The sequence below is a fragment of the Lysinibacillus parviboronicapiens genome (assembly GCF_003049575.1).
In the GTDB taxonomy this organism is placed as follows: domain Bacteria; phylum Bacillota; class Bacilli; order Bacillales_A; family Planococcaceae; genus Lysinibacillus; species Lysinibacillus parviboronicapiens.
Map to the genome: position 1 here is coordinate 1 of NZ_PYWI01000009.1, position 19,865 is coordinate 19,865.

Below are 19,865 nucleotides of genomic sequence, written 5' to 3' on the forward strand. Positions count from 1 at the left end.
CTTCTTCGTACAATTGAAGGATATGTAGTTTTAACTCGAGTGAATGTTTACTTCGCCCCATAAAAATGCTCCCCTTAGATAAACAGATTTTATTTTTTAATCTGTCTACCTAATAGGGAGCATATCAGTTTTATAAATGAGCACTTGGGCTTTTTTCAAGATTCAGTTGACATGACTCACATTAAATGTGAAATTCGATATGATCTTCTGCAAAATCCCATTCATACGGTGTTTCTTGGTAAACATAGTAATTTAGCCAGTTTGAGAATAATAAATGCGTATGTGCTCGCCATGTATTCATTGGTTCATGCGATGGATTATCATTCGGGAAGTAATTAACAGGTACCGCTATATTCAATCCTTTAGCTACATCACGACTATATTCATCAGCAAGGGTTGTGGCATCATATTCCAGATGACCTGTAATCATAATATTTTTATTATCTTTTGATTGGACGATAAAGACGCCCGCTTCTTCAGAATAGGATAGTAAGCGTAAATCTGGGTGATTGCGTACTTCATCAATCGATACAGAAGTATACCGTGAATGTGGAGCCGTAAATAAATCGCTAAATCCTCGTACTAAATCCACTGTTAAATCTGTAATCACATGCGAATATACACCTGAGCATTTTTCGGGTAGTTCAAATTTGCCGATGTCATAATGGTGGTAGAGTGCAGCCTGAGCACCCCAACAGATGTGCATCACAGAAGTCACGTTTTTCTTCGACCAATCCATTATTTCTGAAATTTCTTGCCAATAATTCACCTCTTCAAATGCCATTTTTTCAACAGGAGCACCCGTAATAATCATGCCATCAAAACGACGATGACGTATTTCTTTAAAGGTTGAGTAGAATAACTGTAAATGTGATTTACTGACATTCCTTGACTCGTGGGTTGCCGTATTTAAAAATGTTATATTTACCTGCAAAGGTGTATTACCTAATAAACGCAGTAATTGGAGCTCTGTTTTTTCTTTTTCAGGCATCAAATTAAAAATTAAAATATTTAACGGACGAATTTGTTGTGTTTTTGCGCGGTCCTCTTCCATAACGAAGATTTTTTCCTCACGTAAATGTTCTCCTGCTGGTAAGTTCTTCGGAATATTAATTGGCATGTTGCATTCCCCATTTCATTTATTTTGTTCTCTGTCTATATAAATCAAAAAATCCCCCTCATTCCATAAGAGCAAGAATGAGGAGGATATTTCATCACGTTCACTCTTATCTCTCAAAGGAAGAATCCTTTGCTGGAAGTAGCACCTTTCTAACTAAGTTAGAGGTTGCTGAAGCGTCATAGGGCCAAATCCCTCAGCTTCTCTTGATAAGATTATTTAATTAAAAAGAATTGTAACATGAACAATTAAGAATTTCAATAATACATAGAATATTTCGTTTATAGGATGCTTTATTTTATTTAAAAACGTTGATAACTTATATATTAGTGCAATCTTACACGCAATGTGATGATTTAATTTACAGCCTTGGTAGTAGTTTTTTAGTATATTTCACGCAGATATTTGCACAAATATATGCTGAACATATTGCCGATATGTTGCATCAACATGTTTCGATGCTGGCTTTCAATTCGATTAGTATGAATAGCGCGTGTCATAACACTGCTGCTAAATATTTTCACGCTTACGTTAATTTTTTTGCTATTCTGCTCATACTACCTTTACTCAATTAAATAACATTGCTTATAGCATTTCGCTATATGTGAAATTGATAATAGCTACCACGTATGAATTATGTTAAGATATACCTTATGTAACAGAGAGGAACGTGAATATTTTGATTAAAATTGAACTACCAAAACCAGATTTAGTAATTCGTCAGCGCGAGCAAGTGTTAAAACCAGGTGATGTGCCAATTACGCCTTACCATGGATTTATCGACTTCCATAAAATTACACGTGAAAAAGGTGGCATTTTCTTTTTCTACAATGAGAAAAATGAGCTTTTATATGTAGGGAAAGCGCGTAAAATTCGTCAACGTATTAAAAAACACTTTGAAGACAATGTATCTCCTATGAAGAAATACCGCGATGAAATTTTCAAAATTGAAGTGTACGAAATTGAAGATCCTATGGAACGTGAAATTTACGAAACATATGCAATCAACACATTCCGTGCAAAGTATAACCTAGATAAAGTATTTTTTGAATAAAAAACAGGGACTTACTCTAATGTTGAGTAAGTCCCTTTCTCTATTACAGAGGTATAGATTTTTTCCTTTAATAAGTTTATTTGCCTTTGCCTTATAAAATAAGCAACGTCGTAGTTTGAACATTTACGGCGTTGTCTACTAAATAAATAGTTTTTCATGTTTAAATTTATGTGCTGTACATAGACTTACAACAACAAAAACAATGAATGAAGCGATAATTGGAATTGTTACGGTATGCATGCCAAACACCGACGGATAAAAACGATCAATGACAATATACAAGGTCATACCAGTAATCATCGAGGCAATAGCCCCGTACTTGTTTGCCTTTTTCCAATACAGTCCAAGAACCACTGACCATATAAAGACTGCTTCCAATCCCCCGAAGGCAAATAAATTCAACCATACGAGTAAATCTGGAGGATTTAATGCAAATATAACTACAGCTAAACCAATAACCGTTGTGACAATAAAGCTAGCGCATTTAATTTCCGTATCATTTGCTGTTGGCTTGACATAGTTTAAATAAATATCCTTTACAACAGTTGAGCTGACTAGCATAAGCAAAGCATTGACCGTCGACATCGTTGCCGCCATTGGAGCTGCTAACACAATTCCGGCTAGAAACGGTGGTAATACTTTTAAAGTCAGTAGCGGCATCACCTTATCACCAATATCGATACCCGGAATTACTGGTCGCGCTAAGACACCAATTAAATGCATACCAAACATTATCGTCCCTATGGCAATAGTGCCAATAATAATGGCTAAGTGCATACTTTTTGAATCTTTATAACTCATGGCACGTACAGCAATTTGTGGGAGCCCAACCACTCCTACACCAATTAAAATCCAAAATGTTGAAACGTATAATGGCGTTAATTCTCCTTCTGCTCCAAATGGAGACACCAGTTTAGGGTTTTCAGCGATAAGTGATGACATAATATTATCTATTCCACCACCGGCGACGATTGTCCCAATAAGTAAGATGACTGTCCCTATAACCATTATTGACCCTTGTACCGTATCAGTTAAAGCCACCGCACGGAAACCACCTATGATTACATAAACTAAAACAGAAACCGCAAAAATAAAAAGCGCTGCTGTATAGTTTAAACCAGTTAGTGATTCGATTAAACGCGCACCGCCTACCCACTGTGCCATCATCGCAGAAAATAAAAAGACAATGATACTAATGGCAGATAAAATAACGATGACATGGCTTTTATAGCGTTCGCGTAAAAAATCAATTAAGGTAATGGCTTGATAACGTCTAGCGATAATGGCAAATTTCTTTCCTAAGATCATCAGTACAAAATAACCCGCTGGTAATTGCGCCATCGCCAATAGTACCCAGCCAAGACCTTTATTGTATGCCACACCTGGTCCTCCAATAAAGCTACTTGCACTACCGTACGTGGCAATCATGGTCATCGCGAGGATGAAGCCCCCCATTTCACGACCGCCGAGGAAATACTCTTGCAAAAATGAATTTGATGTGCGGACATGCTTATTCGACCATATCCCGATACCAAAAATAATAACTAAAAATATGAAAAGTGGAAAAATGACTTGCCAATGCATTATTCATCCACCTCCTCATCATCAAATGAAACCTCTTTGAAAAAGAGTTTCATGACAACACAGATAAGCACAATCATAAAGATAGTTCCTGCCATACAGCTGTAGAAAAACCACGCTGGGAATCCCAAAACATATGTATAACTAGTTGGATTTCCAGCACCAAGACCGTACGCAAAGCCGTACCAAATAGCAAAATTGACAATGACCAGTGCAATGCCAATGAGTGCCTCTCGATGCGCAATTTTAAATCGTTGATCTTTCAAAATTATATCCCCCTAACCTACTCTATTTTACTGATATACACGTATTATGGGAAGCTTTGTGGAATAATAAATAGTTAGAAACTGCTATTTCCGTTCCTAACGCTCACTTTCCACAGGCACGGCTCCAAGTAATTTTTGCGTCGGGTCTTCGCAAAAATAGATTTTCCGCACGTGCTGTTCCTCCATGAGTGTCGCGCCTGCCTCTCCAATCAACTTGTATCGCTTAATTCAACTACCTTCAAAAACGACAAAATACCCCGAGAGATGAAACTCTCGGGGTATTTATAGACAGTCTGACATATGCACAAACCTTACTGTGCTTTAGCAATAAGCATCAGCTAACTTGTTGCATTTACAAGTAATTTTATCTCTTTTATTTGTTCTATATGTCGCTGTTCATGCAAATAAATCTGTTCAATCCATTGATCAAGAGATAGTTCACCTAAAGCCGGATGCTTCACTGATTTTTCCGTTAAAATGGCTGGGTCTTCTATTGTGCTAAGAAAAGTCTGCAATTTATGCCTCGATTCATGTAACACATCGATTATTTGCTGAACTTCAAATGGACCTGAGTCTGGCTCAACGATTTTTGGGGCATCAATCTTCTTCGTTCTATTCAACATTAATAACTCTATTTTTTTACGTTCTTTTTTAGCATTCTCCCCATCTTTTAAGCCCCACGCAATAGCCTTTAGAGATGCTTGTTCTACTAAAACTAAATGATGGCACACTTGTGCGATACTCCACATATTCATGTCAGGCTTACTATTAAATTGTGAATCACTTAATAAAGTAATCTCCGTTAAGAGGTTATTTCTCGTTTCGTCTAGTTGGTCATTTACTAATATATTCACAAGATTTCTCCCTTCATCACAAAGTGCGAACTTAAATTCCTATTCTGTATATATTCTCTACGATGAGGAAATATCCCTTTTTTTCCTTACCTATTCTGCTAGCATTCATTGTATAAATATACGAACTATTGATGCCAAGTAAAGCAGTTTTAATTGGCCTATCAATGACTTAAGAACGTTCAAAGTAGAATTGTAATGCTTTTTTATCAATTTTCCCAACAATTGTTTTGGGTAATTCATCGAGGAAAACAAATTTTTTAGGCATCTTATAACGCCCTAAAGATTCCCTACATAGTGCCCTTATTTCCTCTAAAATAATAGCTGTTTGATGCGTACACACAATAAACGCTGTTACGATTTCTCCCCAATAATCGTCTGGTGTACCGATAACCGCAACCTCTTTCACGAATGGGTGTCGTAATATACATTGTTCTACTTCTTGTGGGTAGACATTTTCACCACCACTAATAATCATTTCTTTACTTCTACCGACAATATAGTAATCCCCATCTTCATCCATCATGGCTAAATCACCAGTCTTTAACCAACCATCTTGAATGGTTTTCTCTGTTTCAAGCTGATTATTCCAATAAAACCTAAACATATGCTGCCCTCTAACATATAACTCGCCCACTTCGTTTGTTGCACAACTTTTTCCCATTGCATTCACAATTTTCGTATCATTGAACTGCATACTTTTACCAACGGCACCCTTTTTTCTATAGGCTACTTCGCGAGAAATATAAAAATTATTCGGCCCTGCTTCCGTTAATCCGTATCCTTCTTTGAAGTAAAGCCCTTTCTTAAAAAAGGCATCGTAGATTGGATGGGGACATGGTGCACCTCCTGATAAAAACACTTTTACTGTTGGAAAACTAGCTTCTTGAAAGTACTTCGTTGTAATCATCGCCTGATACATAGTCGGCACAAAAAGAGAGATTGTTGCTTGATATTGATTGATAGCAGTTAGCGCGTGTTCTGCTTCGAATTTATCGCCAATAACAACTGTACCACCCGCCATGAGCAAAGGAATACATAAGGCGTTTATACCACCTGTATGAAACATGGGCATATAATTTAATGTGCAATCATCTTCATTTAATCCCCAGCTAATGATCGTATTGATAGCATTCCAATTAACTGAATTGAATGACAAGACAACTCCTTTCGCTTTTCCTGTTGTGCCACCTGTGTAAATCATAAGCCAAGGGTCGTTAGTATCCATTTGCGTAACATTTGGAAAAGTAGCAGGTTCAATAGGTTGTTGAATGGGTTGCATATTTTTCCATTTCAGTGGACAGGTAAGGTCCTGATCGTAAAGAACTAAAGATGGTGCAGCATCGGTCATTATATGGTGTAATTCTTCCAGACTCATCCGCCAATTTAACGGTACATAAATGAGTCCCCTTAACCCACAAGCAAATAATATGGCAAAGAGAGATATATTATTCCGTGCAAAGATTGCTACTCGACTTCCTTGTTGCAATTTTTGGCGTTCAAAAAAGTGACTCCAAGTTGCAATTTCATTGGCTAATTGTTGATATGTCCACTGTTCATTCGTTTCTAAGTTAATTAACGCTAATCGAGTAGGACTTAAAGAGGCACGTTTTAATATCCATGCTTGCTCCACAAACATTTTGAACGCCCTCCTTTATCACATCATAATCGCGCCATCCACATGAAGCGTGTGACCATGTACATAGGATGCTTCATCAGATGCTAAAAATAAATAGGCATTTGCGATGTCCCGAGGCGTTCCTAAACGCTGTAACGGTACGATAGAGCGCATTTGTTCAAGAATTTTTTCTGGCATTTTCTTAACCATTTCGGTTTCAGTAAAGCCTGGTGCCACAGCGTTAACATTGATGCCTTTTCGCCCTAGCTCCTTTGCCCAAGTTTTTGTCATCCCGATAATAGCTGCCTTCGTTGCAGCATAGTTTGTTTGTCCAACATTTCCGTAAATCCCACTAACAGAAGACGTATTGATAATTTTTCCATGACCGGCTGCAATCATATGGGGGATGACTTCCTGTGTACAATGAAAAACACCTGACAAATTGACATCAAGCACCTGCTGAAACTGCTCTTCTGTCATCTTGATGAGCATAGCATCATGTGTAATGCCTGCATTATTGACTAAAATATCAATGCGACCAGCTTGCCCGACGACAGTGGCGACTAAACTTTTAACGCTTTCCCTATCAGCGACATTCGTTTGCACAAAATAAGCCTGATTGCCAAGCTTGTCTGCAGCTTGGGCACCCACTTTTTCATCAAAATCAGCTATAAAAACGTGTGCCCCTTCTTCTATAAAACGTTTTGCAGCGGCGTATCCAATCCCATTTGCAGCGCCTGTAATAATGGCTACCTTATTGCTTAAGCGCATAATTCTGTCCTCCAATTTCTAAAAAAGTTTCTATTTTCGAAGTAAGTTGCAGTAAATCATCAATTAATGGCGAATGCCCACAATTTTCTAAACTTCTAAACTCTGCACATGGACCTAAATCCTGCATGATTTCATCGTTCATTTGTTTTGTAATCACGTAATCACGATCTCCCCTTAAGACGAGTGTAGGAATTTGGATATGCTGGACTTCATGTGTCCCTTTTGCTATCTCATTATCAATTGTACTTATGTTGAAAATGTTTAATGCATGGTACACCTCTGCAAGATTTTGTTGACTAAGCATATCCTCTACATAAGTCTCATACTGGACTGGTTCAGGCTGTTGATGCGTGTAAATCAGTGCATTCCAAATAGACTGCAAGCCTTCCACATTTTTCGTATCGTAGAAGCCTTGGACTAATTTCGTTTTGGACAAATCTACTAGTACCTCTTGATAAGTGGAAGCTCTCTTTAAAGCTGCTTGATTGCCTGTACCTAAATCGCTATAAAATGGATACCCTCTCGTGGAAGCCGAGGCCAGTAAAATAAGTCGCTGACAATAGCCTGGATAATTTGCGACAAACTGCATACATACAGCTCCACCTGTTGACCAGCCAATCATGCTGAAGTGTTTTAACTGAATGGCATCAACAAAGTGCTTTACATCTTCGCTAAAATCTTTGATAGAAGTGATTGGCTGACGATAAGACGAACCACCAAACCCTCGTAAATCGATGGCATAAATCGTGTATTTAGCATCTAAAGATTCCATTAATACATCCCAATGCTTAGAAGAAGTCATATTGCCATGAATCAATAATAAAACTTGTGATCCCCCATCACGTTTTCGATATGAAATCGATTCCCCATTCGATAGTTGAACTTTTTGAAGCATTGCTCTTCCTCCCTATCCCCAACGAATTGTCATTGCTCCCCATACATAACCAATGCCCGCACTGACCAATGTAACAATATCTCCCTCTTGAACACGCCCTTCCTCTACTGCAAGTTGTAGTGATAGGATTTGATCGATCTGCCCTATATGACCATAATTTTGTAAGTAGATAGATTGTTCTTCCTGTAACCCGAGAGCACAAAGAATATAATCATGGGCAGACTTTTTCATATGAAGCATTGCTAAGTAGTTAATATTTTCTTCATTAAGTTCACTTTTCGCTACAGATGACCGAATTACCTTCAAAAAATTGCTTAATGATTTTTGCTCAAGACGTTCCTTCATGCCGATGGGATCTAAAACGTCTAATTGATAGAGATTATTTTCTAAGTCTTCAGGTGTCAGCGGCTTCTTAGTGCCACCTACCGGCACAACTACATCCTCTGAAAAAGAACCATCTGTCATAATATCCGCCTCTAATAAATGATTCTTTTCATAGTTTTTTTGTAAAATAATTGCCCCACCACCAGCGGCTAAATTATACATAAAGCGTGTTCTTGGATTTGTATAATCTATAAAATCGACATTGCGGTAGCCGCCTGCAAGTAGAACCGTATGAATGGAGTCATCGGATTCCATTAAACTCTTAGCTAGTTTAAGTGCCATAATGGTCGTGCCACATCTTAACTGAACATCGAATGCCCAAGCATTTACTGCGCCAAGTTCCTCTTGCATTTTTATAGAAGCCGTCCATAGAGGATATTCCTTATGCTCCTCCCCCAAATACATCACAACATCAATGGATTTTGCTTCAATGTTGGCCTTTTGTAATGCTTGTTGTGCTGCCCATATGCCCATTTGAACAGTATGATCATGTTCTCCAGGAATGGGCTTTTCGTGAATGCCCATTTTTTGCCGAATAATTTCTTCGGGGATACTGGAAAGTGCCGCAATTTCAGTTGATGTCATTTTCGTTTGGGGAATATAAATCCCCGTGCTAACAATACCTACAGTCATTCAAATCGCTCCTTTTTATGTGGAAGGGCTGCGGGTGACTTTTTATTCCCTTTTCGTCTTGAACGCCATTTCCAGAACAACATGCGCAAAGAACCGATGATACCTTTCGGGAAAAAGAGTACCGCTAAAATATAAAGTATCCCAAAGAAAATAATCCAACGTTCAAATATTGGGTAGTCACGTGCCAAACCTGATAGTGCATGTTGAGCATATTCAATGACGCCCGCTCCAAGTAATGGTCCTACTAATGTGCCCACGCCCCCAATAATCGTCATTAATAATGCATCAAGGGTAATATCCATCGTCAGCACACTGGTATTGACGAAGCGCAGTGATAGGGAATATAAAGATCCGGCTAAGCTTGCCACGATCCCTGCAACCACAGAAGCAATCACCTTATAGTGCAAAGTGTTGAAACCTAATGATTTTGTTCGTTGTTCATTCTCACGAACAGCAATTAGAATCCGTCCTGTTGGCGAGTTTACAAAGCGATAAAGCGCTATAAAAATGACCGCTAAACACGCTAAAACAAAGAAATAAAACGTGATACGTTCTTTAAAAATGTCCGGGGCTCTAAAAGTAAAACCATCATTGCCATACGTAACCGAGCGCCATTTTTCTGCAACGACTAAAAATAAGCCCGAAAAAGCTAATGTCAGCATGGCAAAAAAGTGACTTTTTAAACGTAGTGTCAGTAAACCTACGAGGAAACTTATCATCCCTGCAAAAAACATCCCTGTCACGATGGACAACAAGAACATTGTTAGTGTTGCATCCATCTGTTTCAACATGACAGCCGTCGTATAAGCGCCGATTCCAAAAAACATCGCATGACCAAAGGACACGATACCTGTATAACCTAGTAAAATATCGTAGCTCATTGCTAAAATACCAAAGATAAAGATTTGCGTTAATAAAATAATGAGTGTCCGTGAATCATTGACGAAAGGGAGAATGACAAGGCTAGCTAGAATCAGAAAAAAACTTATCTGTTGCAACGTTATTTTCATGTCGATCTCTCCTTTCTCATCGTAAATAATCCTTGTGGACGGAAAATTAACACGATTGCCATCAATATCATGTTGACTGCAAGTGATAAAACAGGCACATAATAGGCCATAAAGCTACCAGCCAGACCAACTAAAATGGCTGCAAGTAGAGAACCTGAGAAACTCCCCATGCCCCCAATCACTACAACAATAAAGCCTAAAATAGCATATTCCATGCCCATTTCCGCATAAATGACCCCTGAATAAGGCGCCATTAACATGCCACTCAGTGCTGCAAGTGCCGCTCCAACCATGAAGACATATAAAAATACCTGCTTTATATGAATCCCAAGTGCCTGTGCCATGTCTTTATCTTGTACACCCGCTCGAACAATCAGCCCAATCTTAGTACGTTTTAACATATACTGAAAAATGCCGAAAATCACGAAACCTACTACAATGATAAATAATCGATATTTAATAATAATAACGTCGCCAATTTCCCAGCTTCCCGCTAAATAGCTTGGTGTTTTCACTGGCACACCATTTGGTCCAAAAACGACCTTAATCATTTCTTGTAGAACGAGCATTAACCCTAAGGTAATTAAAATTTGTTGAATATGATTGCCATAGACTGGTGTAATGATTAACTTCTCTGTGATAAGCCCTAGAAGAGCACCTGTACCAATGGCCCCCAAAATGCCAATTAAAAAACTTTCCGTGTACATATACGTAAATATCCCTGCATAGGCGCCCCACACAAATAGCCCGCCATGCGCAAAGTTCAATACATCCATCAAGCCAAAAATCAACGTAAGTCCAGCTGCAAGTAAAAAGATTAACATGCCTGTCGCCAAACCGTTAATCATCAAATTCACCATTAATTCCAAGGAAACACCTCCCTTATCCAATTCCTAGATATTTACGTTTTAGTTCTTCATTATGGACAAGATCTTCCATTTTGCCCGTATGCACCGTTCTGCCATCGTCAATTAACGTATACGTATCCCCTATACGGCTAGCCATGATGAAGTTTTGCTCTACAAGAACAATGGATGTTTGTTTCTTCATCTCAACGATGGCTTCCATCACTTTCTCTACAACAATTGGGGCTAATCCCTTTGATGGCTCATCAATTAAAATCAATTTACTATCATTTATAAAGGCCCTTGCCATTGACAACATTTGCTTCTGACCACCAGAAAGATGGCCTCCAGCCTTTTTCCAAAATTTCTTTAAATCCGGAAAAAGTTCAAGCACATAATTTTGTCGTTCTAGTGCAGACGTATCCTCTTTACGCATCGCAACTTTCATATTTTCTTCAACAGTTAAATCTGCAAAAATCCCTTGATTTTCTGGTACATAGCCAATGCCTAGTTTGGCCACTTTGTAAGTAGGATTCTTCCTTATAGATTGCGCTCGGAATTCGACCTCTCCTTTAGAGGCAGGCGTTAAGCCCATAATCGTTTTTAGGGTAGTCGTTTTACCAGCGCCATTTCGACCGAGAAGTACACTAACCTGCCCCTCGATTGCTTCAAAATTTACCCCCTGTAAAATATGATACTGACCGATATGCGTATGGACGTCATTTAACTTCAGTAAGGTGTTCATCATATAGACCTCCTAAATAAGCATTTTGTACGGTTTCATTTTGCATGATTTCATCGGGTGTTCCATCAGCAAGGAGCTGGCCATTAAATAACACCATAATGGAGTCAGACAAATCTAAAATCATATCCATCTTGTGTTCGATGAGTAAAATGGTTTTATCGCCATTATTTTTTATTGTTCGAATAACCTCTAAAATGGCAGGGACTTCTTCCAAAGACATGCCTGCTGTAGGTTCATCCAGTAGGAGAATTTCAGTATCTAATGCGAGTAACATGGCAATTTCTAGCTTTCTTTTTTCACCATGAGACAACATTGTTGTGAGAGCATCTCTTTTGTTGTTGAGTAAAACGAGCGTTAAAAGTTCCTCTGCTTTTTCGGTAATAGCTTGGTAACTTTTATAATGGCGAAACAATTGATAGCGTATTTTTTCTTTTGATTGCACAGCTAAACGGACATTTTCTAATACCGTCAAATTCGGAAAAACGTTGGTAATTTGAAACGACCGTCCCAGACCCATGCGCGTTCTGGCAATTGCTGATTTTTGACAAAGTGATTGTCCTTTAAAATACACATCTCCAGCAGTCGGCTTCAACTCCCCACTGATTAAATTAAAAAAGGTGGTCTTGCCCGCACCATTTGGCCCAATTATCGATTTCAAATGTTTTTCTGGCATATTAAAATTTACATGATCGACCGCTGTATGCCCGCCGAACCGTATCGTTAGGTTTTCTGTTCTTAAAATAGGCTCCATTTTAAATCTCCTTTCAGTTACTTCTAGCTCTCTTCACCCACTCTTGCATGAAAATAGATGAAGAGAGACAGAATTGCTTGGACAATCTGTCTCATATTAAACTAATTCATTATCGGTGGCGCTGTTTCTTCAGGGCTGAGCTCACGAATAAGCACTGGCACTGGATAATCTACACCCTCTTGTTTTTCTAAACGGATGGAATACATGGATTGGAGGGCTTGATGATCTTCTTCTCGGAATGTCATTGTGCCTTTTGGTGTTTCAAATGACATGCCCTCCATTATCGTAATTAGTTTTTTAGCATCAGCATCACCTGCTGATTTTTTTAAGGCTTCTACGATTGAAATCGCAGCTGACATACCACCTGGTGTAAATAAATCGGGCACTTCATTGAAGCGTTTTTGATGTTCGTCTACTAACCATTTATTCACATCATTTTGCGGTAACGTATGATAATAAACAGAGAATCCTTCCATGCCAATTAATGGATTCATAAATTGCAGTGCAATAATATCTGGTGCACCAGTAGAAATTTTAATGCCCTTGTCTTGAATCTTCAAATCGGCAATTTGGTTCCACGGAGAGTTTGCCCCTGCCCATACAACAAATAAATAATCAGGCTTTGCATCAATTACTTTTTGTAGGTTCGATGTAAAATCAGTGGCAGCTGGATCCGCATATTCCTCTAAGACAATTTCTGCACCTAGCTCTTCAGCAGCAGTTTTAAATGCCGTTACACCGTCCCAACCAAACGAATAATCAGGCGCAAACGTGGCAATTTTCACACCTTTACCAGCAATTGCAGCCGCTGCTGCATAGGCATCCTGCGAGGAATTGCGCCCCGTTCGGAAAATATACTCATTAAATTCTGAACCTGTAATACTATCAGCTACTGCAGGCTCTACAACCATAATTTTCTCGTATTCTTCCGCTAGTGGCAGTACCGCTAACGTATCACCAGAGCTTGAAGACCCCACCAAGAAATCTACCTTATCATCTTCTAAAAGTTTGGTAGCCTTTTGTACAGCGACCTCAGGTTTTGTTTCGGTATCTTCATAAACAATCTCGATCTTCTTACCATTTACCTCCATCGTGCCATCCGTAGCGTATTCTATGCCCAAGTCAAAGCCACGCTGTGTTTGTTTCCCATACGACTCAAGTGCACCTGTTAACGAAGCAAGTACACCGATTTTAATCGTGCCTCCTTCCTCCGTAGTCCCTGCTGTATCGTTTTCTGATGCCTTGCTATCTGCTGAATCCTCCTTCGTTCCCCCTTCATTACAAGCTACTATTATCATTGACACCATCAATAAAAGCACAAATAACCACTGCTTCTTCATCCCAAAACCCCTTTCATAATGAGCTAAATAGAAAGCGCTTTCGTAGCTATGCCCTAACTATATAAAAGTACAGTTACAAATTAGTTACAAAAAATGAGTTGCCCGAAATTTGGGCAACTCATTTTTATGTTGCGAAAGTGTAGCGAAGCCAACGACAGCAACAAAATGGGTCTTCTGGGCGTAAGGTGTAGCAAACTGTATATCGTCAGCGGCCAAATAAAAAGGAAATATCAACCAAAAAATAAAAGTCTTAAAGGGCTTCATCGCAATAAAAAGAAAAACCTTCCTTTTTTGCGCGAGTGTTCCAATAAGAATTCGTTATAGTATATATAACAGTCAAAGGAAGTGACAAAATGAATGACTTTATTGAGCGCCTACAACGGCAAGATGAAAGTGCACTTCAATATGTAGTAGAGCACTATCTAGGTTATGTGAAGGCAATTACATTAAAAGTTTTAGAAAAGCCCTCCGATTACATGCTGGTCGAAGAATGTGTGAATGATGTATTTCTATTAGTTTGGCAAAAAAGTAACTATTTTATAGGAGAAGAAGCAGATTTTAAGAGATGGATTGGGATGATAGCTAAATACAAAGCGATTGATATTTATCGTAAATTGCAAAAATCTCATGCTACACTGCCTATTGAAAATGTACCTCCCCTTATAGCTACAAATAATATCGAAAAACAACTAGAAAAATCCTATGAAAAGGAATTACTTCTTCTTGAAATCATGCAACTCACACAATCAGATAGAGAATTATTCTTAATGAAATATTATTTAGATTACACAAATGGTGAAATAGCCGAGATTTTACATATTTCAAAATCTGCAGTAGAGAATCGTTTGTATAGAGGAAAGAAAAAGCTTGCTAAAAATCCAAAATTAAGGGAGAGTTTGACTTGAAAAATGAAAAAGATTTCTTGCAAATTGACATAGAAGAAATTACGTCTATTGAGGTTACCAAGGAAGAAAAGCAAGTTGTGATTAGTCACATTTTACAAAAGCCAATAAAGGCATTTAGGCTACCTAAATGGGTTATAGCTGCACTGTTTGCAATTGGCGTTAGCTCAGTCGGAATTTTGAGTCTATCGACAGTAGCATCAAAATTACCAATTGTTGAACATTTCCTTTCTTACTTTTCAAAAGATGAACAACTTACACGTTTTGCTGACAACTCGAGTATTGTTGCAACAACATCAGTAAGTAATGGTATTACTATGAAAGTAGAAGATGCCCTATATGATGGGAATTTGGTTTCTCTTAGTTTTTCGTTAGAATCGAAGCAACCATTGGACAATCTACTTTTCATGGAGAATCTTCCTAAAATAGCAGGACATGAAGATGAAAGTGATGGTGGATTCAAATTTAAAAAAGTAAATGAGGATACCTATATTGGCTTTTTAACAATAACGTTGAATAACACTGCGCCGTCTCCTTCTTCTATTGAATTAACTTGGGAGCCTGGCAGTTTCCTAGATATTAATCGAAAAACGCTTGCTTCTGGAGATTGGAATTTCTCTTTTGAACTAAATAAAATTCAAGGAAATGAATTAACTGTAAATCAAACAATATCGTCAAAACCATATCAATTAGTCATTGATTACCTTTCCTTTACAAAATATGCAACCGTGATTTACTTTAGCGGTGACCTTGATTTTGCCACTGAAATCGTAACCTTAGACATTACAGACAACCTCGGAAACCACTATGAGGATGCTCCAACTACAACTATGAAAGTAACAGATAAATATTCTACAGGAACTGTGGTAATAAACGATTTCAATTTTAGTGCCACGTCAATTTTCATTACACCAACGATTCATACAACGGACGTAAAATGGGAGAAAATCGAAAAAAAACTACTAGAAACAGTCGAAATTGACTTGAATAAATAGAAATCCCAAAAGTGAAAACAACACCTCAAGCACTATGGTGCTTGGGGTGTTGTACCTTTAATTAAGGCTAACCCATAATTAAATCATAAACGGCCATTGTCGATTCCATTGGTGTGGTGTTCAGCTCTTTTTGTAATTGTTGTACACATTTTTCATACCATTTTAATGCAAGCGAGCGGTTTTGTAATTGATAATGATTATACATTAAAAGCCGATAGCCTTCTTCCCATAATGCATCTTCTCGAATCATTTTTTCTGCATAGTGGATTGACTGCTTAAAGTTTTGTTGCCGCGTGGCATTTTGTGCTAATCTTTCGAGTACTTCAATATATAAAGTTTGCAATTTCTCTCGATCGTGTGTTAGCCAATCTACTTGCTTTTTTTCCACATATAGTGCATCTGTATAACTCGCCTCAGCAAGTTGCAACCATTCATTCGAATATTGTGGATCAAATTCTTCCATTCCTAACGCAAAATAAAAAAGAAAACGTTCTACATCGATTTGCAGAAAGCGAGTATGCTGCAATTGATACATATTATTTTTCCGATGGATAAAGAAGCTCTCCTGACGTGCATGTCGTTGCGGTTCCAGCACCTTTAATAAGGTATTTAAAACAACCTTAAAATCACGATCAAGTGTATCGACTAAACGCTCAGGCCACAAAGTTTGCGCAATTTCTTCCTTTGGAATATAGCGATGACGATGACAATATAAATACACGAAAAGCTCCTTTGACTTTTCGCGTTGCCATTCTTTATCCTCAATTTTCAGATGATTTCTTGTTAAATTTATACTTCCGAAAAGATTTACCTGTATGTCATCTGCTGGATAAACCAATGTGCCCTCCACTCGAAAATAGTTACGCATCGTTTGAATAGCCATGTTTTCACTCTTACAGTTATGGCTATATTGCAAAAGCTCGTAAAAAATAATTAAATTGGAAGGACCTAAAATTGTGGTCCGTTGAAAAAAGTATTCATATCCATGGGCAATACATTGACTTGCAAATTGATTAAAATAAGAGATAAAATTTTGAGCATTATTCTCTTTAAAAGCAATCACAGATTGATAGAATAAAATATGCATCTCGCCATTTTGATCGCCACAGACCTGAAATAATCGTTGTGCCTTTCTTAATAGATGCTTTGCCTTATCAAATTCATTGTTAGAAAGTATCACTTTCACTTCAACAAGTAATATAAGGGCAGTCATCCAAGCATCATGTACTTGCTCTGTTTCCTGTATGCCTAGTGTCAAATACTTTTTAGCGGATACAATGTCTCCCCCAGCATGTTTAACAATAGCAAGTCCCATATAAGGCTCTGCCTTGACACGAGAAATATTCATCATATTCATTAGCGAAATAGCTTTGTCATATGCGTGGCATGCGCCTTCATAGTCTGGAAAATCTACTAATAACAAAGCATGTGCCTTGCGAATATAGCCAACCGCTTCTACAAAAACGGACTTCTCACGTACTCCCCTTCGAATCCCCTGCTGTGCAGCGTACCATGCATCTTTTCCAAGTCCTAATAGCGCATAAACAAAGGATGCCAACAGTTCACTTTCCCTATGTGTCGAAACAAGTTGTGGTGGTATTTCCAATCGTTTCGTCAGCAAATTTTTGGCATCAAATAATTGGCCTGTTCTCAACAATATACGTACATCGACATTTGCCCGTTGTAAAACTGTTTCATTTAAAGCAACCTCTTCAATGAATCGTTTTGCTTCTTTGGCTTTCCCTAAATTCACTAGGTTTTCAGCATACTGACGTTGTAGTTCGAAGCGTTCTTGTGAACTGAGTAAGTTGTCATTCACTAACGCTAACGCTTGTTTTAAATAAGGTTCAGCTAACGCTGGTTGGATCGTATCAAGATAAATATGAGCTAATCCGGCCTGGGCTTTTATCATAAAGAGGTCATCATTGACAGACTTGGCCATGCTGGTACACATTTCATAGGCTTGTTTTGCCTTTTCATAATAAGCACGATAGCGATGACACTCCCCTTCAAAATAATATAATTTATAAAATTTCATTTTTTCATTGGCTGAAAAACGATTAATTTTTTCTAATAGCCACTCAAATTGACCTGCTTTTACTACACTATCAGCATAATTTTGCAATAGCTCCCCACAAAAATCTTGATCATTTGTTTTAAATGCATGGTGTAGAATTGCCTGAACGTTGTTGTTATTTACATAATACAAAGCCGCTTTTTTATGTAAAATCGTATATTGTGTAGTGTTTTGTTGCCATTTCATTTCTAAAAATCGGCTAAATAAAGAGTGGAAACGATATAATCCATTACTAGCTATTGGTTGGATAAATAAATGCTTATGCACTAATTGTTCTAATACTTGTACAACTTCTGTGTTGTAAAATTGAGCGATTAAGTCCTCTGAGAAAGTTGGGAAGATTGCAAAATACAGTAATGCTTCTTGCTCAAATTTAGTCATTTTTAAAAAAACTTCTTCTGATAAATAGGAAAACAGATCATTTGTATGAATGTTTAGCCAGTGATCAAGCACCTCACTATTCCATTGCTCAGCCAATAATGAAAGACTAATCGCCCAACCTTCTGTAATTTCGATTACTTTTAAAATTTCTTCCTCTGTTAAGTGAATATCCACATATTCTTCAAAAAAAACAGTGATTTCTTCAGCAGAAAAGGCTAAGTCTGTTTCAGTAATAATGAGAGATTTCATTTGCAACTTCATTTTTCGCATGATATCCCAATTCGGTAATGCTCTAGAAGCAATAATGAAATGGATGTTGGGAGGTGAAAATTCAATTATTTTTTCCATTACATAGTTAATAGGAAATTCATGGTCCACTAAATGGTAATCATCAATGACAATTAGAAAACGCTCTTCTATCTCACATAAACAATTGACGAAAAGTTTATACCAACGATTTAATTCTTCTATTTTTGGAAAGCGTGAAAGTTGATCCCAGGTAGCAAATTGTCTTCCAAAGTGGGGAAAGACGCGTTGAATACTATGAAACAAATATCTTAGAAATGGCAGGATATTATCGTCCTCTTCTGAAACGCTATACCAAGAAAACTTAGTGATTTCCGAGTGGAGAAATTGCGTGAGAATAGTTGTTTTCCCATAGCCTGCACCACTATGGATGAATGTACATGTCAGATCCAAACTTTTTCTTAGTTTTTTCATTAGCAAAGCTCGACTAATACAATGATTTGATGGCTTTGGTGCAATACATTTCGACTGAATAATAATATCTGTTGTCATTAAATGATAACCTCCCCATTATACTGCGATTAGTAGGTTACTGAACGTTGTTCCTAGTTACATCTATTTAAACATCATATAGTTAAATTATTGACAGTTTACCATATATTATATGTGATTTGTCAGAATTTCACCTACCGCAATATTAAAGGATACATCTCCTTCTAAGAGTTTTAAGGTCCCCATGCAATGACCACGGATTATTATTTTTATGAAGTCACTTTGTAGCTATTAATCTTCTGCATGAGTAAATTTAATTCATCAGCTATCGGTGCAGTTCATTCATTATTTGATTCAAAGATTCCGTTGATGCATCCTGATCTTTTGCAACATTTGCAATAACTGAAATACGCTCTAAGGATACATGATTGGACTCTAATATACTTTTAAAGATGGTATTTGTCTCACTAGCATGACTTGCATAACTTGCGACCGCTTGGGAGGCATTAGAAATAAGAGCCATTTCGTCTTCTACTTTCTTCATAGTATTTAAAATAACATGAAATAAATCTGCGTTGATTATTATTGTGGCATTTCCTTTATGAATTTCATTCAAACCAGACTCCATTTTTTCTGCCATTTCATGCACTTGAAAATCGATATTTTGTAATACCCTTTGGATATCTATCGTTGAAGTCTGAGAATTTGAAGCAAGTTTTCGAATTTTACCTGCTACTACAACAAAAAAACCTTTGCCGTGTTCACCTGCACGAGCTGCTTCAATTGATGCATCTAATGCAAGAAGCTTTGTTTGCTCCGAGATATCTTCGATTTCACGTAGGGATTGGGTTATTTGTTGTGATTGGTTGGCTAAATTGTACAACTAGATCATTAATGGATTCGATAGATAC

Annotated in this window: 18 protein-coding genes and 1 riboswitch; of the genes, 3 read left to right on the plus strand and 15 right to left on the minus strand. The window is 37.7% G+C overall.

All coding sequences use genetic code 11. From position 1 onward, the window contains the following. Nucleotides 1-181: 181 nt before the first annotated feature. Nucleotides 182-1,120 (minus strand): homoserine O-acetyltransferase MetA, encoded by a 939-nt coding sequence (gene metA / locus C9J35_RS09520; protein WP_107924327.1) that lies wholly within the window; start codon nucleotides 1,118-1,120, stop codon nucleotides 182-184. Between the two features lie 103 nt (nucleotides 1,121-1,223). Beyond that, nucleotides 1,224-1,333: riboswitch (SAM riboswitch) on the minus strand. A 463-nt stretch (nucleotides 1,334-1,796) separates the two neighbouring features. On the opposite strand from metA, the gene C9J35_RS09525 reads away from it, so the two are divergent. Beyond that, on the plus strand, nucleotides 1,797-2,171 hold the full coding sequence (locus C9J35_RS09525; protein WP_107924328.1) for a nucleotide excision repair endonuclease: 375 nt from the start codon (nucleotides 1,797-1,799) through the stop codon (nucleotides 2,169-2,171). Between the two features lie 138 nt (nucleotides 2,172-2,309). Here C9J35_RS09525 and panF read toward each other — a convergent pair whose 3' ends face one another. The 12 genes from panF to C9J35_RS09585 all read right to left on the minus strand — a co-directional run bounded on the left by panF (nucleotide 2,310) and on the right by C9J35_RS09585 (nucleotide 13,861). Continuing rightward, the gene (gene panF, locus C9J35_RS09530) at nucleotides 2,310-3,755 is read right to left on the minus strand and encodes a sodium/pantothenate symporter (protein ID WP_107924329.1); all 1,446 of its coding nucleotides are present in this window, start codon (nucleotides 3,753-3,755) and stop codon (nucleotides 2,310-2,312) included. Next, the gene (locus C9J35_RS09535) at nucleotides 3,755-4,018 is read right to left on the minus strand and encodes a YhdT family protein (RefSeq protein WP_054768095.1); all 264 of its coding nucleotides are present in this window, start codon (nucleotides 4,016-4,018) and stop codon (nucleotides 3,755-3,757) included. Before C9J35_RS09535 ends, panF begins: the two co-directional genes overlap by 1 nt. Nucleotides 4,019-4,356: 338 nt before the next feature. Next, nucleotides 4,357-4,872, minus strand: coding sequence for a DinB family protein (locus C9J35_RS09540; protein WP_107924330.1), 516 nt, complete (start codon nucleotides 4,870-4,872; stop codon nucleotides 4,357-4,359). 169 nt (nucleotides 4,873-5,041) lie between these two features. Then, a complete protein-coding gene (locus tag C9J35_RS09545; RefSeq protein WP_107924331.1) occupies nucleotides 5,042-6,508 on the minus strand; it encodes a class I adenylate-forming enzyme family protein in 1,467 nt (488 codons plus the stop codon). Between the two features lie 18 nt (nucleotides 6,509-6,526). Next, a complete protein-coding gene (gene fabG, locus C9J35_RS09550; protein ID WP_107924332.1) occupies nucleotides 6,527-7,258 on the minus strand; it encodes a 3-oxoacyl-ACP reductase FabG in 732 nt (243 codons plus the stop codon). After that, nucleotides 7,242-8,153 (minus strand): intracellular short-chain-length polyhydroxyalkanoate depolymerase, encoded by a 912-nt coding sequence (gene phaZ / locus C9J35_RS09555; RefSeq protein WP_107924333.1) that lies wholly within the window; start codon nucleotides 8,151-8,153, stop codon nucleotides 7,242-7,244. The genes fabG and phaZ overlap by 17 nt, the downstream gene beginning before the upstream one ends. 12 nt (nucleotides 8,154-8,165) lie before the next feature. Continuing rightward, nucleotides 8,166-9,170: a 3-oxoacyl-ACP synthase gene (locus C9J35_RS09560; RefSeq protein WP_107924334.1), complete on the minus strand. Its 1,005-nt coding sequence runs from the start codon at nucleotides 9,168-9,170 to the stop codon at nucleotides 8,166-8,168. Continuing rightward, a complete protein-coding gene (locus C9J35_RS09565; protein ID WP_167395943.1) occupies nucleotides 9,167-10,180 on the minus strand; it encodes a branched-chain amino acid ABC transporter permease in 1,014 nt (337 codons plus the stop codon). Before C9J35_RS09565 ends, C9J35_RS09560 begins: the two co-directional genes overlap by 4 nt. Then, nucleotides 10,177-11,049, minus strand: a complete 873-nt coding sequence (locus C9J35_RS09570) for a branched-chain amino acid ABC transporter permease (protein WP_107924336.1) — start codon at nucleotides 11,047-11,049, stop codon at nucleotides 10,177-10,179. The genes C9J35_RS09565 and C9J35_RS09570 overlap by 4 nt, the downstream gene beginning before the upstream one ends. A 13-nt stretch (nucleotides 11,050-11,062) precedes the next feature. Beyond that, nucleotides 11,063-11,770, minus strand: a complete 708-nt coding sequence (locus C9J35_RS09575; RefSeq protein ID WP_054768096.1) for an ABC transporter ATP-binding protein — start codon at nucleotides 11,768-11,770, stop codon at nucleotides 11,063-11,065. After that, complete coding sequence (locus tag C9J35_RS09580; RefSeq protein WP_107924337.1) at nucleotides 11,745-12,521, minus strand: ABC transporter ATP-binding protein; 777 nt, start codon at nucleotides 12,519-12,521, stop codon at nucleotides 11,745-11,747. Before C9J35_RS09580 ends, C9J35_RS09575 begins: the two co-directional genes overlap by 26 nt. Before the next feature lie 101 nt (nucleotides 12,522-12,622). Then, nucleotides 12,623-13,861, minus strand: coding sequence for a substrate-binding domain-containing protein (locus C9J35_RS09585; protein ID WP_107924338.1), 1,239 nt, complete (start codon nucleotides 13,859-13,861; stop codon nucleotides 12,623-12,625). Between the two features lie 353 nt (nucleotides 13,862-14,214). Here C9J35_RS09585 and C9J35_RS09595 point away from each other — a divergent pair, with 353 nt between their 5' ends. After that, complete coding sequence (locus tag C9J35_RS09595) at nucleotides 14,215-14,766, plus strand: sigma-70 family RNA polymerase sigma factor (RefSeq protein WP_107924340.1); 552 nt, start codon at nucleotides 14,215-14,217, stop codon at nucleotides 14,764-14,766. After that, on the plus strand, nucleotides 14,763-15,758 hold the full coding sequence (locus tag C9J35_RS09600; RefSeq protein WP_167395944.1) for a DUF4179 domain-containing protein: 996 nt from the start codon (nucleotides 14,763-14,765) through the stop codon (nucleotides 15,756-15,758). The genes C9J35_RS09595 and C9J35_RS09600 overlap by 4 nt, the downstream gene beginning before the upstream one ends. A gap of 67 nt (nucleotides 15,759-15,825) precedes the next feature. On the opposite strand, the gene C9J35_RS09605 is transcribed toward C9J35_RS09600, so the two are convergent. Continuing rightward, the gene (locus C9J35_RS09605; protein ID WP_107924342.1) at nucleotides 15,826-19,014 is read right to left on the minus strand and encodes a winged helix-turn-helix domain-containing protein; all 3,189 of its coding nucleotides are present in this window, start codon (nucleotides 19,012-19,014) and stop codon (nucleotides 15,826-15,828) included. 265 nt (nucleotides 19,015-19,279) lie between these two features. Next, entirely contained in the window at nucleotides 19,280-19,837 is a 558-nt protein-coding gene (locus C9J35_RS09610) for a methyl-accepting chemotaxis protein (RefSeq protein WP_107924343.1), read from the minus strand. Nucleotides 19,838-19,865 lie beyond the last annotated feature (28 nt).